Raw genomic sequence first — 23,444 nt, forward strand, 5'->3', positions numbered from 1 at the left:
CATTTCGACGGTTGCCAAACCGGTTCCGTTATGGACAGATTGCCGCATGGCAGAGGGGTTCGCCGACAAATTATCGCTGGTGCTCAAGGCACTGTCGATCAGCCGCGGTCGGCTGGCCGCCGATGTCGGTGTCGACAAGTCGCTCGTCGGCCGCTGGTGCAACGGGCAGGTCTCCCCATCGGCGCACAATTGCGCGCGGCTGACGCAGGCGATCGCGGCACGTCAGCCGGGCTTCACGATGCTCGACTGGGAACACGACCTGCCCGCGCTCGGCGCTCGCTTCGGCGTGACGGTCAGCGCGCCGCCGCCGCCGCCGTCCGCGGTGCCGAGCGGCTTCGCCGAATGGCTCGCGGTGCCCAAGTTCCGCGAGGCGGCGCTGGCCAGCGGTCCGGCGAGCACGGCGCTCGCGGGGTTCTGGCGCACGACGCGCCCGGTCCCCGAATTTCCAGGCAAGTTCGTCCACGACCATGTCATTATGCAGACCAGCCCCGACGGACCCCTGCGTTTCCGCATCGGCCTGTTCAGCAGCCGCCTCGTCGGCTGGTCGATGGCGGTCGGCGACCAGATGTTTTGCTGCGCCTCGAACCAGCTGACCGGCAGCTCGATCTTCGCGATCTTCAACCGCGTCCACCGTCCGCGCATCGACTGCATCGACGGCGTGACGCTGGCATGCATGGCGGATGCGGGTGGCGTGCCGGTCGCCGCGGCGTGCATGCTCGAACGCGTCGGGGACCTGAGCGGCGACGATGCCGCCGATGACGCGCATTACGAGGCGCTGCTCGCCGAACACCCGATTGCGCCGGACGGCAGCGTTCCCGACCATGTCGTCAAGCATCTGTGGCGCGACACCGGCCCGACCGCGCTGGCGCAGGGCGGCGACGCGATGATCATGATCCGCTCGATGGCATCGCTGGCGCGGGGGAGCAGTCCGGCGGCTGCGCCCCCAACGCTGCGGGTGGTGTCGGGCTAGCGGACCACCGACACGTTTTCGACGCGCTTGCCGGCGCGGTCGAGGACGATCTCGTAATTCGGCTTGCCGGGTTCGCTGCCGCGCAGTCCGGCGGGGCGGTCGCGGCGCGTCAGCAGGACGGTGACGCGCGTGCCGTCGTCGCGATACTCCTGCGCATAGGTCGCGGCATCGAGGCTGCGGTCGGCGATGACCTGCTCGACGAGCGTCGCAGCCCAGGGCTCCAGCGTTTCGACTTCGGGGGCGAGTGCGGTGCTCATGGTCGTCCTACCTGAGGATGGTGTTGGTGTTGGCGGCGGGGTCGAACACGCGGAAGTTGCCGCTAGGAGTGCCAAGATAGCCGCGATACTCGGGCTTGCCAGCTGCATCGGCCGCGATCCCCCTGAGGTCGGTGGTTGAGAACTGGTCGCTGTTGAAGTCGTCGCGGGCGGGGTCGGAGGTGCGCACGACGTTACCAGAGGCATCGACGATCGAATAGTCGGCGTGGGTGTGGAAGTCGCCGACCAGGGTGGTGCCGCTGGGGATGGTCACCGAGGTCGGATCGAACCCGGTCGAAGTCCCGCGTGCCGGGGCCGTGTAGCCGTACGTGCCGTCAGGCGACTTGTAGACGAGGCCGCCGAACTCGAGGTTCTCGCGGATCGACTGCGGGTTTGCCTCGGTCAGCGCGGCGCGTGCGGCAGCGTCGACGTTCGGGAAGCCGGTTCGCGCCGCCGCGGCAGCGGTGACCGCGTCGGCCGCCTTGGCGACGACGTCGCGCACCGTGTCGATGGCCTTCTCGACCGCCTGCTTCAGCGCGTCGGCAAGGTCGCCGATGCCGCCCGGATTGCCAGCCTGCAGCAGCGCATCTTCGACCGTGCCGCGCAGGTCGGGGCGCTCGCGGACCAGCGCCGCCGCGCCGGCGATGTCGCCGGCCGCCCCCAGCTCACGGGCCCGCTCGACCGGACTTGGCGGGCTCGCCGGCGCCGAGGCGGCGGACCGGCCGGTTGCTTGTACGCTCTCCAACATCGCGGGCGACTCCCTGGCTGCGCGAGCCACGGGTTGTCGCCGCGATGCCGAATCGCCGCCATAGTCGGATCGACTAGGCGGTGACCGTCGCGCCCCGCCGGCGGCGCGCCATGGCGCCGACCGCGCCGAAGCCGGCGATCAGCATTGCCCAGGTGCCGGGCTCCGGAACCGCGGTGGCGAGCGTGCCGTCGAAGTCGACTTCGGTCAGCATGAACCACTCCTGCTCGCTGTCGATGCGGACGGTGAATGTCGAGGCGCTGATACCGGTGAAATCATAGCTGAAGACACCCAGATTGCCTTCGAAGGTCACCGTCGGCGTGTACTGGACAAAGCCGCCGCCGAAATCGAACGACAGGCTGTCGGGCAGGAAGACGTTGCCGACGCCCTGCGCATTGTCGAAGCGGAAGGTGGCGTTGGCGAGGTTCGACAGCGGCGCGAAGTTGAACACGATCTCTGGCGAGATGAAGCGCCAGCCGACATACGGCCCCGGCGTGACGTTCCAGGGCCCCGCCGCGACGACGCCGTCGGTCAGCTCGCCGACCCCGCCGCTCAGATAACCGTTCGGCGCGCGGGTGCCGTTGTACGTGTCGTCCTGGTACTGGAAGACGCCCGCGCCGCCGTCGATCATGTCGTACGACGTCGGGTTGATCGTCGCGGCGTGTGCTGACGAGCAGGCGAGCGTGGCGGCGGCGACGAGAACGGCGTGGCGGATCATCATGGAGAGCACCCCTGCTGGTGCGACGCGCCGGGTGCGACACGTCGTCGAGAGGTTAGGCGCCGTCCTCACGCCAAACGGCTCATGGCACGCGATAATTATTCTTTGGTCTCGGGCGTGCCTGTCGCACCGTTCAATCCAAGGTTGCACCGCAGCGCGACACGCCTAAAACGTCGGCGAGTACGAACAAGGGGACTGAAACCATGGCGACTGTCGTTCGCCCGCGACCATTGTCGCCGCATCTGTCGATCTGGAAGTGGCGCGTGCACATGCTGGTGTCGATCCTGCACCGCGCGACGGGCAGCGCGCTGGCGTTCGGCGCGGTGGTGCTGTTCCTATGGTGGCTGGTCGCCGCCGCGACGGGTGCCGAGGCGTACAACATCTTCTACGGCGTCGCGACAGGCTGGTTCGGCATTCTCGTCGGCGTCGGCCTGACGCTGGTGATGTTCCAGCACATGATGTCGGGCATCCGCCACCTGATCATGGACACCGGCGCCGGGCTCGAAGTCCTGGCGTCGAAGCGGCTGGCAACGCTCACGATGGTCGCCTCGGTGTCGCTGACGGCGCTGACCTGGGCCGTCATCCTGCTGACCAAGGGGGTCTGAGCCATGGGACGCGCAACCGCGATCGGCCGCGTGCGGGGCCTCGGCTCGGCGAAGTCGGGGACCGGCCACTGGTGGCTGCAGCGGGTGACCGCGGCGGGCAATCTCATCCTCGTGCTGTGGTTCATCGTCAGCCTCGTTCGCCTGCCCGGGCTGCAGTACGCGGCGGTCACCGAGTGGCTGCGGCAACCCGTCGCTGCGGTGCCGATGCTCCTGCTCATTACTTCGGTCTTCTGGCATTTCCGCCTGGGCCTGCAGGTGTTCATCGAGGATTACCTGCACGAGGAAGGGTCGAAGCTGCTCGCGTTGCTGGCCCTTAATTTCTACGCGCTGGCGGGCGCGGCGGTGGGCGTATTCTGCGTCCTGAAGATAGCGCTCGGAGCGGCATAGTGGCTGAAGCCTATAAGATCATCGACCATACGTACGACGCGGTCGTCGTCGGCGCGGGCGGCAGCGGCCTGCGCGCGGCGATGGGCATCGCCGAGACGGGTCTGAAGACCGCGTGCATCACCAAGGTCTTCCCGACGCGGTCGCACACCGTCGCGGCGCAGGGCGGCATTGCCGCAAGCCTCGGCAACATGGGGCCCGACCACTGGACGTGGCACATGTACGACACCGTCAAGGGGTCGGACTGGCTGGGCGACCAGGACGCCATCGAGTATCTGTGCCGGGAGGCACCCAAGGCGGTTTATGAACTCGAGCACTACGGCGTGCCGTTCAGCCGCACCGAGGAAGGCAAGATCTACCAGCGCGCGTTCGGCGGCATGACGCAGGACATGGGCAACGGTCCGCCGGCGCAGCGCACTTGCGCCGCCGCCGACCGCACCGGCCACGCGATGCTCCACGCGCTGTATCAGCAGAGCCTGAAGTACGACACCGACTTCTATATCGAGTACTTCGCCATCGACCTGATCATGGTCAACGGCGAGTGCAAGGGCGTCATCGCGATGTGCATGGAGGACGGCACCATCCACCGCTTCCGCGCGCACTCGGTCGTGCTGGCGACCGGCGGCTACGGCCGCTGCTACTTCTCGGCGACGAGCGCGCACACCTCGACCGGTGACGGCGGCGGCATGGCGATCCGCGCCGGCGTGCCGATGCAGGACATGGAGTTCGTTCAGTTCCACCCCACCGGCATCTACGGCGCCGGCGTGCTGATCACCGAAGGCGCGCGCGGGGAGGGCGGTTACCTGACCAACTCGGCCGGCGAGCGCTTCATGGAGCGCTACGCCCCGCATGCGAAGGACCTCGCCTCGCGCGACGTCGTCTCCCGCTCGATGGCGATGGAGATGCGCGAAGGCCGCGGCGTCGGCGCCGAGGGCGACCACATCAACCTGCACCTCAACCACATCGACCCGGCAGTGCTGCACGAGCGCCTGCCCGGCATCAGCGAGACCGCGAAGATCTTCGCCGGCGTTGATGTCACCAAGGAGCCGATCCCGGTTACGCCGACCGTCCACTATAACATGGGCGGCATCCCGACGAACTATCACGGCGAGGTCGTGACGCTGAAGGACGGCGACCCGGACTCGGTCGTGCCCGGGCTGTTCGCGGTGGGGGAGGCGGCGTGCGTCTCGGTCCATGGTGCCAACCGCCTGGGGTCGAACAGCCTGATCGACCTCGTCGTCTTCGGCCGCGCCACGGCGCACCGCATCGGCGCGACGGTCAAGCCGCAGACCAACCATGCGCCGCTGCCCAAGGACAGCGCCGACTTCGCGCTGGGCCGCCTCGACGGCTATCGCTTCTCGAAGGGCGGCTCGCCGACCGCGCTGGTGCGCGGCGCGATGCAGAAGACGATGCAGTCGAACGCCGCGGTGTTCCGCACCGGCGAGGTGCTCGAGGAAGGCCAGCGCAAGATCGACGCGGTGTACCAGCGCATGGCCGACATCGGCATCGCCGACCGCAGCCTGATCTTCAACACCGACCTGATCGAGACGCTCGAGCTCGACAACATGATCCCGCAGGCGGTGGTGACGATGCACGCCGCCGCAGCCCGCCACGAAAGCCGCGGCGCGCACATGCACGAGGATTATCCCAACCGCGACGACGAGAAGTTCATGCAGCACTCGCTGGCCTGGTTCCGCGACGGCGGCGTCACCCTCGCCCAGCGTCCCGTCCACAATTACACGCTGACCGACGAGGTGTCCTACATCAAGCCGAAGGCGCGGGTTTACTGATATGGCCGAATTCTCACTCCCCGCGAACTCGAAGATCAAGCCGACCGGCAAGCGCTATGCGGCGCCTGCAGGGGCGACGAACGTACGTGCGTTCAAGGTGTATCGCTGGAACCCCGACGACGGGGCGAACCCGCATTTCGACACCTACGAGCTCGACCTCGAAACCACCGGCCCGATGGTGCTCGACGCGCTGATCCGCATCAAGGCGGAGGTCGACCCGACTTTGACCTTCCGCCGGTCGTGCCGCGAGGGGATTTGCGGGTCGTGCTCGATGAACATCGATGGCACCAACGGCCTCGCGTGCACAACGGCGATCGAGGACATCAAGGGCGAGGTGAAGATCACCCCGCTGCCGCACATGGAGGTGGTCAAGGACCTCGTCCCCGATTTCAAGATGTTCTACGCGCAGTACGCCTCGATCAAGCCGTGGCTGCAGACCGTCACCCCTGCGCCGTCGGGCGAGGAGCGGCTGCAGACGGTCGAAGACCGGTCGAAGATCGACGGGCTCTACGAGTGCATCCTGTGCGCCTGCTGCTCGACCGCCTGCCCGAGCTATTGGTGGAACAGCGACAAGTTCCTGGGCCCGGCGATCCTGCTCCAGGCGTACCGCTGGCTGGCTGACAGCCGCGACGAGATGACGGGCGAGCGCCTCGACATGCTCGAGGATCCGTTCCGCCTGTATCGTTGCCACACGATCATGAACTGCGCGAACGTCTGCCCCAAGGGGTTGAACCCGGCCAAGGCGATCGCGGAAATCAAGAAGATGATGGTTGAGCGAGCCGTCTGAGGCAGACGGGCCGCGCCGGCGCCGGTTGCCGCGCGGCTGGGCTGCCTTTCTCAGCGAACTCGCGATCGTCGTGTTCGGCGTTTTCATCGCGCTCGGGGCGCAGCAGCTGGTCGACACATGGCGCGCCAATTCCGAGGTGCGCGAGTTCCGCGCTGCCCTCAAGCTCGAACTCGCTGAAAGTCTGGGCGCCTACCAGTCGCGCGTGGCGCAGTCGAAGTGCGTCAACCAGCGCCTCGACCAGCTCGAGCGTTGGCAGCGCGACTGGCGCGACGGTAAGGGCGCGCGCATCGATGGCACGATCGGTCGGCCGTTTGCCTATGCCCTGTCGACGAGCGTCTGGCGCACGGGGGCGACGAGCATCGCCGTCCGTATGCCTCTCGAGGAGCGGCTGTATTATTCAGGCATCTACGACAGTCTTGAGAATTACGATGCCCTGCGGTACCGCGAAGTTGCGACCTGGCAGGCGCTGTTCGCGTTCGACGGTGTCGTGCAGCTCTCGCAACCCGAGATCAACACGCTGCGCGGTCTGATCCTGTCGGCGCGCTCGACCGACCGGTCGATGCAGATGAATTTGCCCGGTCTGCTGCGTGCGGCAGCGCGCGTCGGAGTTCGCCCAGGGGTCGATGAGGAGGCAGCTCCACTGGACCTGTGCCGGCCCCTCCGTGTCACGTCTCTGCCGGGCCGATGACCGCGGGGTTGCACCGCAGCATGGTTCCCCGCTAACCCACCCCGATGCCCCGTGAATTGATCGAGGCCGGCGAGCACGCCGGATGGTACCGCTGGCACCGCGAGCCCGACGGGCGCTTCGCGTCGTTGCTCGGCGACCTGTATTTCCGCGCCGGGCCGACCGGCGGGGTCGAGTGCCGGATGGCGACCGACCGGCGGCATTCGAACGGCCTCGGCTATCTCCACGGCGGCTTCATCATGTCCTTCATCGACATGGCGATGTTCAGCTTCATCTACCCCCAGCTCGAAAAGAGCGGCGCGGTGACGCTGAGCTGTGCGACCGATTTCCTCAGTCCGGGCATCGTCGGCGACGCCATCGAGGCATCGGGCGAGATCCTGAAGGAAACCGGCAAGATGCTGTTCGTGCGCGGCCTCGTCACGCAGAACGGCAGCAACGTCGCGTCGTTCACTGGCACGATGCGCAAGATCCCGCGCCCGGACAAACGACTCGCGTGAGCGCCTACGACGACCTCGTCGCGCGCGGCGAGCTCAAGGCCGATCCCGAGCAGGCCGCAGCGGCCGCCCGGCTGATGCAGCTCGACACCGCGCTCAACGCCCCGCCGCCGGGCCTGTTCGGCCGGCTGTTGGGCCGCGCGCCGCCGCCGCCACGGGGCATCTATCTGTGGGGCGGGGTAGGGCGCGGCAAGTCGATGCTGATGGACCTGTTCTACGCGCACGCCGCGGTGTCCCCGCGCTGCCGCGTGCATTTCCACGAGTTCATGCTCGACACCCATGCCGCGATCCATGCGTATCGGGAAAGCGCGCATGCCGACCCGATCCCCGCCGTCGCCGCGCGCATCGCGGCATCGGCCCGGCTGTTCTGCTTCGACGAGATGCAGGTCCGCGATGTCGCCGACGCGGCGATCCTGTCGCGCCTGTTCACCGCGCTGTTCGATGCCGGGGTGATCGTCGTCGCGACCTCGAACCGGTCGCCCCGCGATTTGTACAAGGACGGGCTCAACCGCCAGCTCTTCCTGCCCTTTATCGCGCTGATCGAAAGCCGCCTCGACATCATCGGCCTCAACGGCCCGACCGACTACCGGATGGCGAGGCTGGGCGGCGGCCCGACCTATTTCACGCCCAACGGTCCCGAGGCCACCGCCGCGATGCGTGCGGCGTTCTTCCGCATGACCGACTTCGAGCCCGAGGATGCAGCCAACGTGCCGAGCGAGACGATCGCGGTGGCGGGCGGTCGCAGCCTGTTCGTGCCCAAGTCGCTCAAAGGTGTCGCGGTGTTTTCGTTCGCGCGCCTGTGCCGTGCTGCGCTGGGCGCGGCGGACTATCTCGCCATCGCGCGGCGTTATCACACGGTGTTCCTGGTCGGCGTGCCGCGGCTCAGCCCCGATCTCAGGAACGAGGCGGCGCGCTTCGTAACGCTGATCGACACGCTGTACGAGCACAGCGTCAAGCTACTGATCGCCGCCGACGCGCCGCCGGCCGAGCTGTACCCGGCCGGCGACGGCAGCTTCGAGTTCGAGCGTACCGTGTCGCGGCTCAGCGAGATGCAGTCGGCGGACTATCTCGCGCGGGGCCACGGAACAGTTTGACGCGGCTTGCGCTGCAACGCGGCATGGGCAAGTACGGCCCGCAGTTGACGCGCGCGTAAGCTGCGCGTCGCATCGGAGACCGGCGTGCGTCGCATCCTGTTCATCGGCATCCTGGCTGCCATCGTGCTCGGCGGCGTCGCATACGCGGTCTATTATTTCACGACCGGGCGCTACATCGTCACCACCGACAACGCCTATGTCGAGGCTGACATCGCGGTCATCGCCCCCAAGGTCGCGGGCTATGTCCGCGCCGTGCCGGTGACCGACAACCAGAGCGTCACGGCCGGCCAGCCGCTCCTCGTCATCGACGACAGCGACTATCGGGCCGCCGTCGCACGCGCGTCCGCAGCGGTGACGCAGCAGCGCCAGGGCATCGGCACAGCGCGTGCCACGGCGGCGGCAGGCGTCTCGGCGATCGGCGAGGCGCAGGCCCAGCTGGCCGCGGCGCAGGCCGAGGCCGTCCGCGCCCGCGCCGACGTCGCGCGCTTCGCGACGCTCAGGAAAGAGGGCTGGGTATCGCAGGCGAACCTCGACGTACGCATCGCAGATGCCGCGTCGCGTGACGCCGCCGTTGCGCGGGCGCGTGCCGGGGTAGCAGCCGCACGGTCGAACGAGCAGGCGTCGCTGGCAGGAACCGGCGGGGCGGAGGCGCAGCTGGGCGGGGCGCGGGCCTCGCTCGATGCCGCGCGCCTCGACCTCGCCAATACCGTCGTGCGCTCGCCCGTGGCAGGCACCGTCGGCAACCGCAGCGTCCGCGTCGGCCAGTATCTGCGCACCGGCCAGCAGGCGATGGTCGTCGTGCCGCTCGGCGCGGTCTATGTCGTCGCGAACTTCAAGGAGACGCAGATCGGCGGCCTGCGCCCCGGCCTGCCGGTGACGCTGCACATCGACGCCTACAAGGACGCCGAGGTCGCGGGCCGCATCGTCAGCGTGTCGCCCGCCGCGGGGTCGCGCTTCTCGATGCTGCCGCCCGAGAATGCGACCGGCAATTTCACCAAGATCGTCCAGCGCGTGCCGGTGCGCATCGCGCTGTCGCCGCTGCCCGCCGGCATGCGCCTGGTGCCCGGCATGTCGGTCGAGGCGTCGGTCGACGTCCGCGACTAGCCATGGCCACCGGCGCCCGCCTCGCCGCTGCCGCGCCGCTGACTGAAGAAGGCGACGCCGGCTTTCCGCCACTGCCGCAGTTCATCGGCTTCCTGCTGATGGCGTTCGGCATGTTCATGGCGATCCTCGACATCCAGATCGTCAGCGCGTCGCTCAGCCAGATCCAGGCGGGGCTGGCGGCATCCGCCGACGAGGTCAGCTGGGTACAGACCAGCTATCTCGTCGCCGAGGTCGTGATGATCCCGCTGTCAGGGTTCCTGGCGCGCGCCCTGTCGACGCGCTGGCTGTTCGTCATCTCCGCGGGCGGCTTTACCGTGGCGAGCTTCCTGTGCTCGACCGCGACGAGCATCGAGGAGATGATCGTCTATCGCGCGCTGCAGGGATTCCTGGGCGGTGCGATGATCCCGACCGTCTATGCCGCGTCCTTCGCGATGTTCGGCCGCAAGCGCCAGACCGGTGTGACGGTCGCGGTATCGCTGATCGTCACCCTCGCGCCGACGATCGGCCCGGCGCTGGGCGGGTGGATGTCGGAGACGTTCAGCTGGCACTGGCTGTTCCTGATCAACATCGTGCCGGGCATCCTGATCACCTTCGGCGTCTGGGCGCTCGTCGACTTCGACAAGCCCGACCTGGCGCTGCTCAAGAAGGTCGACATTGCCGGGCTGGTCGGCATGGCGCTGTTCCTCGGCGGGCTCGACTTCGTGCTGGAGGAGGGCGCACGCAACGACTGGTTCGCAGACCCGACCGTGTTCCGCGTCGCCGTCGCGGCAGTCTTCGGCGCGATGCTGTTCGTCTGGCGGCAGCGCACTGCCGAGGTGCCGATCGTCGACCTGCGCGCCTTCAGGAACCTCAATTTCATGGCGGGCACGCTGATGGGCGCCACCTTCGGCATCGGCCTGTACGGTCTGGTCTATCTCTACCCGCTATACCTCAGCCGCGTCGCCGCGCAGTCGAGCGGGCAGATCGGCGGCATCGTCTTCGTCACCGGCCTGTTCATGGCGATGTCGGCGCCTATAGTCGGCAATATCGCGCGCAAGGTCGATCCGCGCGCCGTGCTGACCGCGGGCTTCCTGCTGCTCGCGCTGTCGACCTGGCTGACCCACGGCATCACCAACGAGTGGCGCTTCTGGGAGCTGTTCTGGCCGCAGGCGATCCGCGGTGTCGCGCTGATCTGCTGCATCGTCTCGATCAGCGTGACCTCGTTCGCGACGCTGGCGCCCGAGCGGCTGAAGGACGCCAGCGGCCTGTTCACCCTGATGCGCAACCTGGGCGGCGCGGTGGGCCTCGCGCTGATCAACACCGTCGTGCTGTGGCGCTTCAACCTGCACTGGAGCCGGCTGGGTGAGCAGATCAATCCAGGCGTGCCGGTCGTGCAGGAACGGCTCGAACAGTTGTCGGGCCTCGCTGCCTCGCAGGGCATCGCCGATCCCGATGCGGCGGCGCTGCGCCAGGTCGCGGGCATCGTCAGCCGCGAGGCGCTGGTGATGAGTTATGCCGACTGCTTCACGCTGCTGACGATCATGTTCCTCGTCGCTGCGTGCGTGCCCTTCCTGCTCAGGCGACCGCCGACGTTCGAGGGTTCGCCCCCCGACGCGCATTGAGCGCGCAGGCGACGAGCAGCGCGAGCCACGAGATCGCAATGAAAGGCGGCGGCGCGGGCATGGCGAAGACCGCCAGTCCCAGCACGCCGAACACCGCGACCGCGACGCCCAGCCAGCGCGTCAGGCCGCGATGCTCGCGTGCGATGTCGGTCCCCGCCGCACCCAGCCCCAGCGCGATGCCCGCCCATTTCGCCGTGCTGCCGACCGCGAGCAGCGACAGCATCTGCGTCGTCACGAACGGCCAGCGCGCGCCGATCCACAGCTGCGTCGCGGTCTCCAGCACGTCGCCCGCCAGCGCAACCACGAAGAAGGTCAGCGCGATGCGGCGCAGGCGGCCGTGCGTCAGTGCCAGCGTCGCGAGGATCAGGAACAGGCCGTAGCTGGCGATGAAGGCGATCAGGTCGACGCGGTTCATCGCGTTCAGGACATCGAGGCGGGCGTTGCAGCCGATCGACGCGAGCAGCCCGGCCTCCGACCGCGCCATCTGGAAGGCACCGAGCGCGACGCGCGACGACACCGGCCCGCCGCCGCAGTCGATCGCCGGCTGTGCACCGAACCACAGCGAAACCGCGATGGTCGCAACCGCCGCCACCAGCGCGCCCCGTGCCGCGCGTACCCTGTCCACTCGCTTGTCTCCACTTGCTGCCGACCGTCGTGTCACGGTTGCGCCCCCCTATCAACCGGGCTATCCGCCGACCGGAAATTCCCCCCTTCTCCGGAGACCCGACCATGGCCCGCAACAAGATCGCCCTCATCGGCGCCGGCAACATCGGGGGCACGCTCGCGCACCTCGCGGCGGCCAAGGAGCTGGGCGATGTCGTGCTGTTCGACGTCGTCGAGGGCGTGCCGCAGGGCAAGGCGCTCGACCTCGCGCAGTGCGGCCCGGTCGAGGGGTTCGACGCGGTGCTGAAGGGCACCAACGACTATGCCGACATCGCCGGCGCCGACGTGATCATCGTGACCGCCGGCGTGGCGCGCAAGCCGGGCATGAGCCGCGACGACCTGCTCGGCATCAATCTCAAGGTCATGAAGGCCGTCGGCGAGGGCATCGCCGCCAACGCGCCGGACGCGTTCGTCATCTGCATCACCAACCCCCTGGACGCGATGGTCTGGGCGCTGCGCGAGTTCTCGGGCCTGCCGCACCACATGGTCGTCGGCATGGCGGGCGTTCTGGATTCGAGCCGCTTCCGCCACTTCCTCGCCGACGAGTTCAAGGTCAGCGTGCAGGACGTCACGGCCTTTGTGCTCGGCGGCCACGGCGACACGATGGTTCCGGTCGTCGAGTATTCGACCGTCGCGGGCATTCCGATCCCCGACCTGATCAAGATGGGCTGGTCGACCAAGGAGCGCATCGACGCGATCGTCGCGCGCACCCGCGCCGGCGGCGGCGAGATCGTCGCGCTGCTCAAGACCGGCAGCGCCTATTATGCCCCCGCCACCAGCGGCATCGCGATGGCCGAGGCGTTCCTGAAGGACCAGAAGCGCGTCATCCCCTGCGCGGTGAACCTGACCGGCCAGTACGGCGTCAACGACCTGTACGTCGGCGTGCCGTGCGTGATCGGCGCCGGCGGCGTCGAGAAGGTGGTCGAGATCGAGCTCAACGACGAGGCCAAGGCGAACTTCCAGGTGTCGGTCGACGCGGTCAAGGAACTGCTCGTGGCGTGCAAGGCGATCGACGGGAGCCTTGCCTGATGCTGGCCGTGGCTTCGGCCACGACCACGCTTCGCTGGACGCATGCCGGGATCGCGGCGCTGTTCGACCTGCCGTTCGCCGACTTGCTGTTCCGCGCGCAGACGGTGCACCGGACGCACTTCGATCCGAACGCGGTCCAGAAGTCGCAGCTGCTGTCTATCAAGACCGGCGGCTGCCCTGAGGATTGCGGCTACTGCGCGCAGTCGGTGAATTTCTTCACCGGCGTGAAGGCCGACAAGTTGATGCCCGTCGCCGAGGTGCTGGCCGAGGCCGAGCGCGCCCGCGCCGGCGGTGCGACGCGCTTCTGCATGGGCGCGGCGTGGAAGAACCCGAAGGATCGCGACCTGCCAGCGCTGGCGGCGATGGTCACCGGCGTGCGCGCGCTGGGCCTCGAGACCTGCATGACGCTCGGGATGCTCAGCGACGCGCAGGCCGCCGCTCTCGCCGACGCGGGGCTCGATTTTTATAATCACAACATCGACACGTCGCGGGACTATTACCGCGATGTGGTCACGACACGCACCTACGACGACCGGCTCGATACGGTGGCGCGCGTCCGCGACGCGGGCATCGGCGTGTGCTGCGGCGGGATCATCGGCATGGGCGAACGCCGCGAGGACCGCATCGGGCTGATCGCGACGCTCGCCAACATGCCCGAGCCGCCGGGCAGCGTGCCGATCAACGGCCTGGTGCCGATCGCCGGCACGCCGCTCGGCGACGCCATCCTGTCGGGCGCCGCACCCGCGATCGACGGCATCGAGTTTGCGCGCACCGTTGCAGTCGCGCGCATCACCATGCCCGCCGCGATGGTCCGCCTGTCGGCCGGGCGCGAGGCGATGAGCGACGAGACGCAGGCGCTTTGCTTCCTCGCGGGTGCCAACAGCATCTTCGTCGGCGACCGTCTGCTGACCACTGCCAATCCCGGGATCGACCGCGATACCCGCCTGTTCGACAAATTGGGCCTCAGGCCGATGGAGCTATCCGCATGAACATCCACGAGTATCAGGCCAAGGAATTGCTCGCCAAGTTCGGCGTGCCGATCCCGGCCGGCCATGCCGCGATGACCGTCGACGAGGCGGTCGCGGCCGCGCAGCAGCTGCCCGGACCGCTGTGGGTGGTGAAGTCGCAGATCCACGCCGGCGGGCGCGGCAAGGGCAAGTTCAAGGAGCTGCCGCCCGAGGCCAAGGGCGGTGTGCGCCTCGCGCGCTCGCTCGACGAGGTCCGCGCTGCGGCGACCGACATGCTCGGCAACACGCTCGTCACCATCCAGACCGGCGAGCATGGCAAGCAGGTCAACCGCCTGTACATCACCGACGGTGCCGACATCGCTAAGGAGTTCTACCTGGCGCTGCTCGTCGATCGCGGCTCATCCGAGATCGCGCTGGTCGCCTCGACCGAGGGCGGCATGGACATCGAAGCGGTCGCGCACGACACGCCCGACCGCATCCACAGCTTCATGATCGACCCGGCCGCGGGCATCCAGCCGCACCACGGGCGCAGCGTCGCCTTCGCGCTCGGCCTGACCGGCGACCTGTACAAGCAGTGCATCAGCGTCGTCGAGCAGCTCTACACCGCCTTCGTCGCCACCGACGCGTCGCAGATCGAGATCAACCCGCTCGCGACGACGACCGACGGCAAGCTGCTGGTGCTCGACGCCAAGGTTGGCTTCGACTCGAACGCGCTGTACCGCCACCCCGACCTCGTCGAACTGCGCGACCTGACCGAGGAGGACCCGGCCGAGGTCGAGGCGTCGAAGTACGACCTCAGCTACATCAAGCTCGACGGCACCATCGGCTGCATGGTCAACGGCGCCGGGCTCGCGATGGCGACGATGGACATCATCAAGCTCAACGGCGCCGAGCCGGCGAACTTCCTCGACGTCGGCGGCGGCGCGACCACCGAGAAGGTTACCGCGGCGTTCAAGATCATCCTTAGCGATCCGAACGTGAAAGGCATCCTGGTCAACATCTTCGGCGGCATCATGCGCTGCGACATCATCGCGGAGGGCATCATCGCCGCGGCGAAGGAAGTGAACCTGTCGGTGCCGCTCGTCGTCCGCCTCGAAGGCACCAACGTCGAGCTGGGCAAGGAAATCCTGGCGAGGTCGGGCCTGCCGATCGTCAGCGCCAACGACCTGGGCGACGCGGCGGCGAAGATCGTTGCCGAAGTGCAGAAGGCGGCGTGATCCGTCCCCTGCTTCTAGGCTGCGTCCTGCTCACCGCGGTTCCCGCACTTGCGCAGACGCCCGCTGCTCTCCCGGAGGGCCGGTTCACCGACTATGCCGGGCGTTCGACGGAGCTGATGCTCGGCCTTCCCGGTCCAACCCTGACGGCAGGAACCCGATCGGTTGCGGAGCTTGCAGCCGAGTTCAAGCGACTGTGCGTCGACACTGCGCTCGACGAGGCGGCGTTCGACGCGGCGGTGGCCGCCTCGTCTTTCGGTTGGAAGGCGGACCCGTTCGTATACACGTTCGGGCGAAAGGGTGAGCTGAGCCTCGACTTCGGCGGCTGGAAGACCGGCGATGTCGGGGTCCGATTGATTGATTTCGGCAAGTCCTTCATGCGGGGTCTCCAATGCAACCTGACCGCGGTCATTACGACGCCGGCCGACCGTGCAGCCGTGGTCGGCGCCGTTGCAGCGCTGGCAGGCATCGACGCCGCTGATCCGGCCAATGCGAAACAGATCAAGCGCGGCACGTTCGAACTTCCTACGGCGGCCGGGTCTCTCCTGCTGGCGGGCCACGCTTTTACTGACGGTACGTCGCGTCAGATCATACATCTCGGTGCGCTGCAGCGCCCGGCGAAGAAGTAAGGAACAAGCATGTCCATTCTCGTCAACGCATCCACGCGCGTGATCTGCCAGGGCTTCACCGGCAAGCAGGGCACGTTCCATTCCGAGGCTGCGATCGCCTACGGCACCAAGATGGTCGGCGGCGTCGCGCCGGGGAAGGGCGGCAGCACCCACCTCGGCCTGCCGGTGTTCGACACCGTGGCCGCCGCGCGTGAGGCGACGAACGCCGACGCTTCGGTCGTCTACGTCCCGCCCCCCTTCGCGGCCGACGCGATCCTCGAGGCGATCGATGCCGAGATCCCGCTGATCGTCTGCATCACCGAGGGCATTCCGGTGCTCGACATGGTCAAGGTCAAGCGCGCGCTGTCGGGGTCGAAGTCGCGGCTGATCGGGCCGAACTGCCCGGGCGTGATGACGCCGGGCGAGTGCAAGATCGGCATCATGCCGGGCAACATCTTCATGAAGGGCTCGGTCGGCGTCGTGTCGCGCTCGGGCACGCTGACCTATGAGGCGGTGCACCAGACCACCGCGGTCGGCCTGGGCCAGACCAGCGCGGTCGGCATCGGCGGCGATCCGGTCAACGGCACCGACTTCATCGACGTCCTCGAACTCTACCTCGCCGACCCCGAGACCAAGTCGATCATCATGATCGGCGAGATCGGCGGCGCGGCCGAAGAGGACGCGGCCGAGTTCATCCGCCTCAACAAGGTCAAGAAGCCGATGGTTGGCTTTATCGCCGGACGCACCGCGCCCCCGGGCCGCCGCATGGGCCATGCCGGCGCGATCGTCGCGGGCGGCAAGGGCGGCGCCGAGGACAAGATCGACGCGATGAAGCGCGCCGGCATCCGCGTCGCGGACTCGCCCTCGCTGCTCGGCACGACGCTCGCGGAGCTGCTCAAGGGGTGACGGTCGACGGCCTCGACCACGTCAATGTCCGCACGCGCGACATGGCGGCGACCGTGGCCTTCTACACCGACGTGCTGGGCCTGAGCGCGGCGGCGCCGCCGCGCGGGCTCGACCCGGCACGCATCACCTGGATGCACGACAGCGCGGGCCGGGCGCTGTTCCACCTGACCGCGACCGACGGCGATGTCGCGGAGACCACGGGCGCGGTCGATCACGTCGCGCTCAACTGCAGCGGCCATGCGGCGATGGTCGCACGGCTCGATCGGCTGGGCGTGCCCTACCGGCTCAACGAGGTGTCCTCGATCGATCTGCGGCAGGTCTTCGTCACCGATCCCGGCGGCGTGCTGCTCGAACTCAACTTTCGCAGCGGCAACCACTCGCAAACATGACAGCCATGCGCCGTAGGACGGTGACACGGCCGCCTGCCGCCGCTAAAGCCGCAGCCGCGCGGGGCCTGCGTAAGGACGCTTGATGGATTACGAACCGCTGCTGCCGACTGCCGAGGACAGCGCCGGCCCGTCATGGGCGCGCGAAGACTGGCCGCTGGCCGCGTCCGACGAATTGACGCTGTCGCTCGACGCGAGCGGCATCGTCCTGCCGCCGAAGTCCGCCAAGGCGGCGCCCGCGACTGCCCTCGCTGCCGCGCCCGACGCCGACGCGGTGCGCAAGGCGGCGCAGGACTCGATCGCCGCGCAGTTGCTGATCCGCACCTACCGAGTGCGCGGCCATCTCGCGGCGAACCTCGACCCGCTCGGGCTGACCAAGCGCGACCTGCCCGCCGACCTGACGCCCGAATATCATGGCTTCGGTCCGAACGACCTCGACCGCCCGGTTGTCATCGGCGGCGCGCTCGGCCTCGACACGACGACGATCCGCGAGCTGGTGGCGATACTGCGCGCCAACTACTGCGGCAACGTCGGCCTCGAATACATGCACATCAACGATGTCGAGGAGCGGCGCTTCCTGCAGGAGCGCATCGAGGGTCGCGACAAGGAAATCCAGTTTTCGGAGCTCGGCAAGAAGGCGATCCTCAACAAGCTGATCGAGGCCGAGCAGTTCGAGAAGTTCCTCGGCCGCAAATATGTCGGCACCAAGCGCTTCGGCCTCGACGGCGGCGAAGCGATGATCCCGGCGATGGAGTCGATCATCAAGATCGGCGGCGGCACCGGCATCCGCGAGATCGTCTTCGGCATGCCGCACCGCGGCCGGCTGAACATGCTCGGCAACGTCATGCAGAAGCCGTTCCGCGTGATCTTCCACGAGTTCTCAGGTGGCAGCGCCAACCCGGATGACGTCGGCGGGTCGGGCGACGTCAAGTACCACCTCGGCACCTCGACCGACCGCGAGTTCGACGGCAACAAGGTCCATCTGTCGCTCGCGCCGAACCCGTCGCATCTCGAGGCGGTCGATCCCGTCGTGCTCGGCAAGGTGCGCGCGCAGCAGACGGTGCGCGAGGACGGCGACCGCAACCAGGTCATGCCCGTGCTGCTGCACGGCGACGCGGCGTTCGCGGGGCAGGGCATCGTCGCCGAATGCTTCGGCTTCTCCGGCATCACCGGCTACAACACCGGCGGCACGATCCATTTCGTCGTCAACAACCAGGTCGGCTTCACGACGTCGCCGCAGTTCGCGCGCTCGTCGCCGTACCCCAGCGACGTCGCCAAGATCGTCCAGGCGCCGATCTTCCACGTCAACGGCGACGATCCCGAGGCGGTGACCTTCGCGACCAAGGTCGCCACCGAATTCCGCCAGCGCTTCAAGCGCGACGTCGTCATCGACATGTGGTGCTACCGCCGCTTCGGCCACAACGAGAGCGACGAGCCGAGCTTCACCCAGCCGCTGATGTACGCCGCGATCGCCAAGCATCCGCCGGTCAGCGAAATCTACGCCAAGCGCCTGCGCAGCGAGGGCGTCATCGACGACAGCTGGTACCAGGCCAACATCGACCAGTTCGTCGCGCGCCTCGAAGGCGATTTCGAAGCGGCCCCCGGCTACAAGGCGAACAAGGCCGACTGGTTCGAAGGCCGCTGGTCGGGCCTCGGCAAGCCCAAAGAAGAGCTGAGCGGCCGCCGCGCCGCAATCACCGGCGTCGCGGCGGGCGAGCTGCGCACGATCGGAAAGACGCTGACGACGGTGCCCGAAGGGTTCGCCGTTCACCGCACGCTGGCGCGCATTCTCGACGCCAAGGCCGCAACGCTCGACGCGGGCGAGAACATCGACTGGGCGACCGCCGAGGCGCTGGCGTTCGGCACGCTGCTCACCGACGGCTATGGCGTGCGCTTGTCCGGACAGGATTCGGGCCGCGGTACCTTCAGCCAGCGCCATTCGGTGTGGGTCAGCCAGCAGGACGGCAGCCGCTACACGCCGCTGAAGTCGGTCGGCCCCGGTTTCGAGGTGCTCGACTCGCCGCTCAGCGAGTTCGGCGTTCTCGGTTTCGAATACGGCTATGCCCTCGCCGACCCGAAGACATTGGTGCTGTGGGAGGCGCAGTTCGGTGACTTCGTCAACGGCGCGCAGACAATCATCGACCAGTTCATCGCCAGCGGCGAGGCCAAGTGGCTGCGCGCCAACGGCCTCGTGATGCTGCTGCCGCACGGTTACGAGGGGCAGGGGCCCGAGCATTCGTCGGCGCGGCTCGAGCGCTTCCTGCAGCTCTGTGCCGAAGACAATATGCAGGTCGTCAACGCGACGACGCCGTCGAATTACTTCCACGTACTGCGCCGCCAGATGCTGCGCGATTTCCGCAAGCCGTTGATCATGATGACGCCCAAGTCGCTGCTGCGCCACAAGCGCGCCGTCTCGACGCTGGCCGACATGGACGCGGGCACCAGCTTCCACCGCTGCCTCGACGACATCGGCGGCATCCCCGACGAGCGCGTCCGCCGCCTCGTGCTGTGTTCGGGCAAGGTCTATTATGACCTGCTCGAGGCGCGCGACAAAGCCTCGCGCGACGACGTCTATCTGCTGCGCGTCGAGCAGTTGTATCCGTTCCCCGCCGATGTCATCGCCGACTACGCCAAGCGCTTCACCGCGCTGGAGGAGGTCGTCTGGTGCCAGGAGGAGCCGCGCAATGCCGGGGCCTGGCACTTCGTCGCGCGCCCGCTGGAAGACACGCTCGGCCGCCGCGCGGTCTATGCCGGGCGCGCATCGGCTGCCGCGACCGCGACGGGCCTGATGAAGCGCCACAATGCCGAACAGGCGAAGCTGATCGCCGAGGCGCTCGGCGCCGCCCCCAGCGAGGTGCGCGCGGCAATCCGCGGCGGCCTCAAGTCGACCCAGAACGCAGGATAATCCCATGACCGACGTCATCATCCCCGCACTGGGCGAATCGATCACCGAGGCCACCGTCGGCCAGTGGCTCAAGAACCCCGGCGACAAGGTCGCCGCCGACGAGCCGATCGTCAGCCTGGAAACCGACAAGGTCGCGGTCGAAGTGCCGTCGCCGGTCGCCGGCGTCATGGGCGAGCAGCTGTTCAAGGTCGGCGACACGGTCGCGGTCGGCGCGATGATCGCGCGGATCGACGGCGGCGAGGGCGGGGCGGTCACCGCGCCGACGCCGGCAGTGGTCAAGGAGGCGGCGCCTGCCGCCGCTGCATCGGCGCCCGCGAAGACGGCTGCGCCGGCAGAACCGACTTCGCATATCGACGACACGCCGCCGACCAAGCCGGTTCCCGAAGTCGGCAACGCGGTCCCGGCCGCCCCGGCCCCCGATGCGATCGCGCCTGCGGTGCGCAAGCTGCTCGGCGACTACAACCTCGAGCCCGCGTCGATCACCGGCACCGGCCTCGACGGCCGCCTGACCAAGGGTGACGTGCTCGCCGCGATCGAAGCCGGGACCGCGAAGGTGATCGGCGCGCCCGCCGCCGCCGCCCCCGCGCCCGCCGCAGCCGAGCGCCGCGAGGAGCGTGTCCGCATGACGCGCCTTCGCCAGACGATCGCGCGCCGCCTCAAGGAGGCGCAGGACACCGCCGCTATGCTGACGACGTTCAACGACGTCGACATGACCGCAGTGATGGCCGCGCGCGCCCGCTACAAGGACCTGTTCGAGAAGAAGCACGGCGTCCGCCTTGGCTTCATGTCGTTCTTCGCGAAGGCCGTCGTGCTGGCGCTGCGCGACGTGCCCGCAGTGAATGCGGCGATCGAGGGCGACGAGATCGTCTACCGCGACTATGCCGACCTCGGCATCGCGGCGTCGTCGCCGGGCGGGCTGGTGGTGCCGGTGCTGCGCAACGCCGACAAGCTGAGCTTCGCCGAGACCGAGAAGGCGATCGGCGACTTCGGCAAGCGGGCGCAGGCCGGCAAGCTGGCGATCGCCGATCTGCAGGGCGGCACCTTCACGATCACCAACGGCGGCGTCTTCGGCAGCCTGATGTCGACGCCGATCCTCAACACGCCGCAGTCGGGCGTGCTGGGCATGCACCGCATCGAGGAACGCCCCGTCGTCCGCGACGGCCAGATCGTCGCGCGCCCGATGATGTACCTCGCGCTCAGCTACGACCACCGCCTTGTCGACGGCCGCGAGGCAGTGACGTTCCTCGTGCGCGTGAAAGAGGCTATAGAAGACCCGGCGCGGCTGCTGCTGGACATGTGATGACGATCGACTGGCGGGATCATATCGAGACGATGCCCGACCGGATGATGGGCAAGCCGGTCCTGAAGGGCACGCGGCTGACGGTCGAGATCATCCTCGACTGGCTGGCGGCGGGCTGGTCCGAGGCTGACCTGTTCGAGAATTACCCCAGCCTGACACCCGACGGCCTCCGCGCGATCTATGCGTTCGCAAGCGAGGCCGTGCACGACCGGGCGATGGCCGCGTAGGCTGCCTGAACCAGGGTGCGGTTCCTGCTCGACGAGAATGCGCGCGGTGCGTTCGTGGTTATCGACCCGGACGGCAAGGTGCGCCGCCTGCCACTGACACAGGATTGACCAATGCCCGACACTGACTTCGACCTCGTGGTCATCGGCTCCGGCCCCGGCGGATACGTCGCTGCCATCCGCGCCGCGCAGCACGGGCTGAAGGTCGCGTGCGTCGAGAAGCACTCGCGCTACGGCGGGACCTGCCTCAACGTCGGGTGCATCCCGTCGAAGTCGCTGCTCCACGCCACCGAATATTACGAGGAGGCGAAGGCCGGGCACCTCGCCAAGTTCGGGATCAGCTTCGGCAGCGTCGACATCGATCTCGCGCAGCTGATGGCCGAAAAGGAAAAGGCGGTCGGCGAGCTGACCAGCGGCGTCGCGTTCCTGTTCAAGAAGAACAAGGTCGAGGGCATCCAAGGCCATGCGTCGTTCGTCGATTCTAAGACCATCCAGGTCGGCGACCGGACGATCATGGCGAAGAATTTCATCGTCGCCACCGGCTCCGAGGTCGCGACGCTGCCCGGCGTGACGCCCGACGGCGAGGTCATCGTCACCTCGACCGAGGCGCTGAGCCTGGGTGCGGTGCCGAAGCACCTCGTCGTCATCGGCGGCGGCTATATCGGGCTCGAGATGGGGTCGGTGTGGCGGCGGCTGGGCGCGCAGGTCACGGTGATCGAGTACGCGCCGCAGATCGTCCCCGCGATGGACGCCGAGATCGGCAAGGCGTTCGCGCGCATCCTGCAGAAGCAGGGCCTCGAACTGCGCACCGGCATGAAGGTCGTGGAGGCGCGCCGCGAGGGTGCGGGCGCGGTCGTGGTCATCGAGCCGACCGCCGGAGGAGACCGCGAGGAGATCGCCGCCGACATCGTCCTGCTGTCGACCGGCCGCCGGCCCAACACCGACGGGCTCAACATCGAGGCGACGGGCCTGACGCTCGATCGCGGCCGGATCATGGTCAATGACGATTTCTCGACCAAGATCCCCGGCATCTGGGCGATCGGCGACGTCACGCCGGGCCCGATGCTCGCTCACAAGGCCGAGGACGAGGGCATCGCGGCGGCCGACAACATCGCCGGGCTCAATGGCCATGTGAACCATGCCGTCATCCCCGCGGTCGTCTACACCCACCCCGAGGTCGGCACGGTCGGCAAGACCGAGGAGGAGCTGAAGGCCGCGGGCATCGACTACAAGGTCGGCAAGTTCCCGTTCAGTGCCAACAGCCGCGCCAAGGCGAACCGCGACACCGACGGCGTCGTCAAGATCCTGGCGGACGCGAAGACCGACCGCGTGTTGGGCGTCCACATCATCGGGGCAGTCGCCGGCACGATGATCGCCGAGGCCGCGCTGGCGATGGAGTTCGGCGCGTCGAGCGAGGACATCGCGATGACCTGCCACGCCCACCCGACCCACACCGAGGCGTTGAAGGAAGCCGCGATGGCGGTGACGGGCAAGCCGATCCATATGTGATGGGCTGGGCGGCGGGTCTCTGGCTGATCGGGCTGGCGTCGACCGGGCCGGTCGCCAACGACATGCTCGACGACTTTGCGGGCGGCTTCGCTGCACGGCATCGCGAATTCAACGTCGAGCTGAGCGGCCCTAAAAGCTACATCGCGACCGATCGTCTTGATGTCCTGCCGATCGGAATGGCGCGTGCGCGGGTGCAGATCGCAACCTTCGGGCCGAACGCCCATGAATGCTATGTTGAGGGTGTGGCGGAGCGCGACGGCGTCGGGTCGCTGCGGTTCCGGAGCCTCGACAAGGATCATGGCCCCGCGTGTACGATCCGGATCGTTCGTGGCGCGTCGGCCATCCGGCTAACCAGCGTCTCGGCTGACTGCGCCTACTATTGCGGCGTCCGGGCCAGTTTCGAGAGCGGCTTTCCGCTCAGGAGCCGTTTGCCGCTCAAGCGGTTCCGATCGGACAATTAGTCCGATTGGTTGCTCTGCACGGATTGCGCCAGGCAGGCCG

At 68.0% G+C, this 23,444-nt stretch carries 25 protein-coding genes; 21 read left to right on the forward strand and 4 right to left on the reverse strand.

What is annotated here, in order from left to right; genetic code table 11:
- Positions 1-46 precede the first annotated feature (46 nt).
- Positions 47-970: a helix-turn-helix transcriptional regulator gene (locus tag FMM06_RS05690; RefSeq protein ID WP_143555185.1), complete on the forward strand. Its 924-nt coding sequence runs from the start codon at positions 47-49 to the stop codon at positions 968-970.
- Here the strand turns inward: FMM06_RS05690 and FMM06_RS05695 are convergent.
- The 3 genes from FMM06_RS05695 to FMM06_RS17150 form a co-directional block, all read right to left on the reverse strand.
- Positions 967-1,227, reverse strand: a complete 261-nt coding sequence (locus FMM06_RS05695; RefSeq protein WP_143555186.1) for a hydantoinase B/oxoprolinase family protein — start codon at positions 1,225-1,227, stop codon at positions 967-969. The two genes, FMM06_RS05690 and FMM06_RS05695, sit on opposite strands and share 4 nt — an antisense overlap.
- A 7-nt stretch (positions 1,228-1,234) precedes the next feature.
- Positions 1,235-1,972, reverse strand: a complete 738-nt coding sequence (locus FMM06_RS05700; protein WP_143555187.1) for a DUF4329 domain-containing protein — start codon at positions 1,970-1,972, stop codon at positions 1,235-1,237.
- 73 nt (positions 1,973-2,045) lie between these two features.
- Positions 2,046-2,690 (reverse strand): PEPxxWA-CTERM sorting domain-containing protein, encoded by a 645-nt coding sequence (locus FMM06_RS17150; protein WP_235889092.1) that lies wholly within the window; start codon positions 2,688-2,690, stop codon positions 2,046-2,048.
- A 200-nt stretch (positions 2,691-2,890) separates the two neighbouring features.
- On the opposite strand from FMM06_RS17150, the gene sdhC reads away from it, so the two are divergent.
- The 9 genes from sdhC (at position 2,891) to FMM06_RS05750 (ending at position 11,231) form a co-directional block, all read left to right on the forward strand.
- Positions 2,891-3,292, forward strand: a complete 402-nt coding sequence (gene sdhC / locus FMM06_RS05710; protein ID WP_143555188.1) for a succinate dehydrogenase, cytochrome b556 subunit — start codon at positions 2,891-2,893, stop codon at positions 3,290-3,292.
- Positions 3,293-3,295: 3 nt separating this feature from the next.
- Positions 3,296-3,679 carry a succinate dehydrogenase, hydrophobic membrane anchor protein gene (gene sdhD / locus FMM06_RS05715; protein WP_143555189.1) on the forward strand — a complete coding sequence of 128 codons (384 nt, stop codon included), beginning with the start codon at positions 3,296-3,298 and terminating at the stop codon, positions 3,677-3,679.
- Positions 3,679-5,466, forward strand: coding sequence for a succinate dehydrogenase flavoprotein subunit (gene sdhA, locus FMM06_RS05720; RefSeq protein ID WP_143555190.1), 1,788 nt, complete (start codon positions 3,679-3,681; stop codon positions 5,464-5,466). Before sdhD ends, sdhA begins: the two co-directional genes overlap by 1 nt.
- Before the next feature lies 1 nt (position 5,467).
- A complete protein-coding gene (locus FMM06_RS05725) occupies positions 5,468-6,253 on the forward strand; it encodes a succinate dehydrogenase iron-sulfur subunit (RefSeq protein ID WP_143555191.1) in 786 nt (261 codons plus the stop codon).
- Positions 6,237-6,941 carry a hypothetical protein gene (locus FMM06_RS05730; protein WP_143555192.1) on the forward strand — a complete coding sequence of 235 codons (705 nt, stop codon included), beginning with the start codon at positions 6,237-6,239 and terminating at the stop codon, positions 6,939-6,941. The genes FMM06_RS05725 and FMM06_RS05730 overlap by 17 nt, the downstream gene beginning before the upstream one ends.
- 44 nt (positions 6,942-6,985) lie before the next feature.
- Positions 6,986-7,435, forward strand: a complete 450-nt coding sequence (locus tag FMM06_RS05735; protein ID WP_143555193.1) for a PaaI family thioesterase — start codon at positions 6,986-6,988, stop codon at positions 7,433-7,435.
- On the forward strand, positions 7,432-8,526 hold the full coding sequence (gene zapE, locus FMM06_RS05740; RefSeq protein ID WP_143555194.1) for a cell division protein ZapE: 1,095 nt from the start codon (positions 7,432-7,434) through the stop codon (positions 8,524-8,526). The genes FMM06_RS05735 and zapE overlap by 4 nt, the downstream gene beginning before the upstream one ends.
- Positions 8,527-8,610: 84 nt before the next feature.
- Positions 8,611-9,630 (forward strand): HlyD family secretion protein, encoded by a 1,020-nt coding sequence (locus FMM06_RS05745; protein WP_185965056.1) that lies wholly within the window; start codon positions 8,611-8,613, stop codon positions 9,628-9,630.
- Positions 9,631-9,632: 2 nt separating this feature from the next.
- Complete coding sequence (locus tag FMM06_RS05750; protein ID WP_143555196.1) at positions 9,633-11,231, forward strand: DHA2 family efflux MFS transporter permease subunit; 1,599 nt, start codon at positions 9,633-9,635, stop codon at positions 11,229-11,231.
- On the opposite strand, the gene FMM06_RS05755 is transcribed toward FMM06_RS05750, so the two are convergent.
- The gene (locus FMM06_RS05755; RefSeq protein WP_143555197.1) at positions 11,185-11,856 is read right to left on the reverse strand and encodes a hypothetical protein; all 672 of its coding nucleotides are present in this window, start codon (positions 11,854-11,856) and stop codon (positions 11,185-11,187) included. The genes FMM06_RS05750 and FMM06_RS05755 overlap by 47 nt on opposite strands.
- Before the next feature lie 104 nt (positions 11,857-11,960).
- Between FMM06_RS05755 and mdh the strand changes: the two genes are divergently transcribed.
- From mdh to FMM06_RS05810, 11 genes are all read left to right on the forward strand, one after another.
- Entirely contained in the window at positions 11,961-12,923 is a 963-nt protein-coding gene (gene mdh, locus FMM06_RS05760) for a malate dehydrogenase (RefSeq protein ID WP_143555198.1), read from the forward strand.
- Complete coding sequence (gene bioB, locus FMM06_RS05765; RefSeq protein ID WP_143555199.1) at positions 12,923-13,912, forward strand: biotin synthase BioB; 990 nt, start codon at positions 12,923-12,925, stop codon at positions 13,910-13,912. Before mdh ends, bioB begins: the two co-directional genes overlap by 1 nt.
- Positions 13,909-15,108, forward strand: coding sequence for an ADP-forming succinate--CoA ligase subunit beta (gene sucC / locus FMM06_RS05770; RefSeq protein WP_143555200.1), 1,200 nt, complete (start codon positions 13,909-13,911; stop codon positions 15,106-15,108). Before bioB ends, sucC begins: the two co-directional genes overlap by 4 nt.
- A complete protein-coding gene (locus FMM06_RS05775) occupies positions 15,105-15,734 on the forward strand; it encodes a hypothetical protein (RefSeq protein ID WP_143555201.1) in 630 nt (209 codons plus the stop codon). The genes sucC and FMM06_RS05775 overlap by 4 nt, the downstream gene beginning before the upstream one ends.
- A 9-nt stretch (positions 15,735-15,743) precedes the next feature.
- Positions 15,744-16,619, forward strand: coding sequence for a succinate--CoA ligase subunit alpha (gene sucD / locus FMM06_RS05780; protein WP_143555202.1), 876 nt, complete (start codon positions 15,744-15,746; stop codon positions 16,617-16,619).
- The gene (locus FMM06_RS05785; protein ID WP_143555203.1) at positions 16,616-17,008 is read left to right on the forward strand and encodes a VOC family protein; all 393 of its coding nucleotides are present in this window, start codon (positions 16,616-16,618) and stop codon (positions 17,006-17,008) included. Before sucD ends, FMM06_RS05785 begins: the two co-directional genes overlap by 4 nt.
- A gap of 82 nt (positions 17,009-17,090) precedes the next feature.
- On the forward strand, positions 17,091-19,910 hold the full coding sequence (locus FMM06_RS05790) for a 2-oxoglutarate dehydrogenase E1 component (RefSeq protein ID WP_143555204.1): 2,820 nt from the start codon (positions 17,091-17,093) through the stop codon (positions 19,908-19,910).
- A gap of 4 nt (positions 19,911-19,914) precedes the next feature.
- On the forward strand, positions 19,915-21,210 hold the full coding sequence (gene odhB, locus FMM06_RS05795; protein WP_143555205.1) for a 2-oxoglutarate dehydrogenase complex dihydrolipoyllysine-residue succinyltransferase: 1,296 nt from the start codon (positions 19,915-19,917) through the stop codon (positions 21,208-21,210).
- Complete coding sequence (locus tag FMM06_RS05800; protein WP_207790244.1) at positions 21,210-21,437, forward strand: DUF433 domain-containing protein; 228 nt, start codon at positions 21,210-21,212, stop codon at positions 21,435-21,437. Before odhB ends, FMM06_RS05800 begins: the two co-directional genes overlap by 1 nt.
- A gap of 111 nt (positions 21,438-21,548) precedes the next feature.
- On the forward strand, positions 21,549-22,943 hold the full coding sequence (lpdA, locus tag FMM06_RS05805; protein WP_143555206.1) for a dihydrolipoyl dehydrogenase: 1,395 nt from the start codon (positions 21,549-21,551) through the stop codon (positions 22,941-22,943).
- Complete coding sequence (locus tag FMM06_RS05810; RefSeq protein ID WP_143555208.1) at positions 22,943-23,404, forward strand: hypothetical protein; 462 nt, start codon at positions 22,943-22,945, stop codon at positions 23,402-23,404. The genes lpdA and FMM06_RS05810 overlap by 1 nt, the downstream gene beginning before the upstream one ends.
- Positions 23,405-23,444 lie beyond the last annotated feature (40 nt).

The organism is Glacieibacterium frigidum, assembly GCF_007097155.1.
Taxonomy (GTDB): Bacteria; Pseudomonadota; Alphaproteobacteria; order Sphingomonadales; family Sphingomonadaceae; genus Glacieibacterium; species Glacieibacterium frigidum.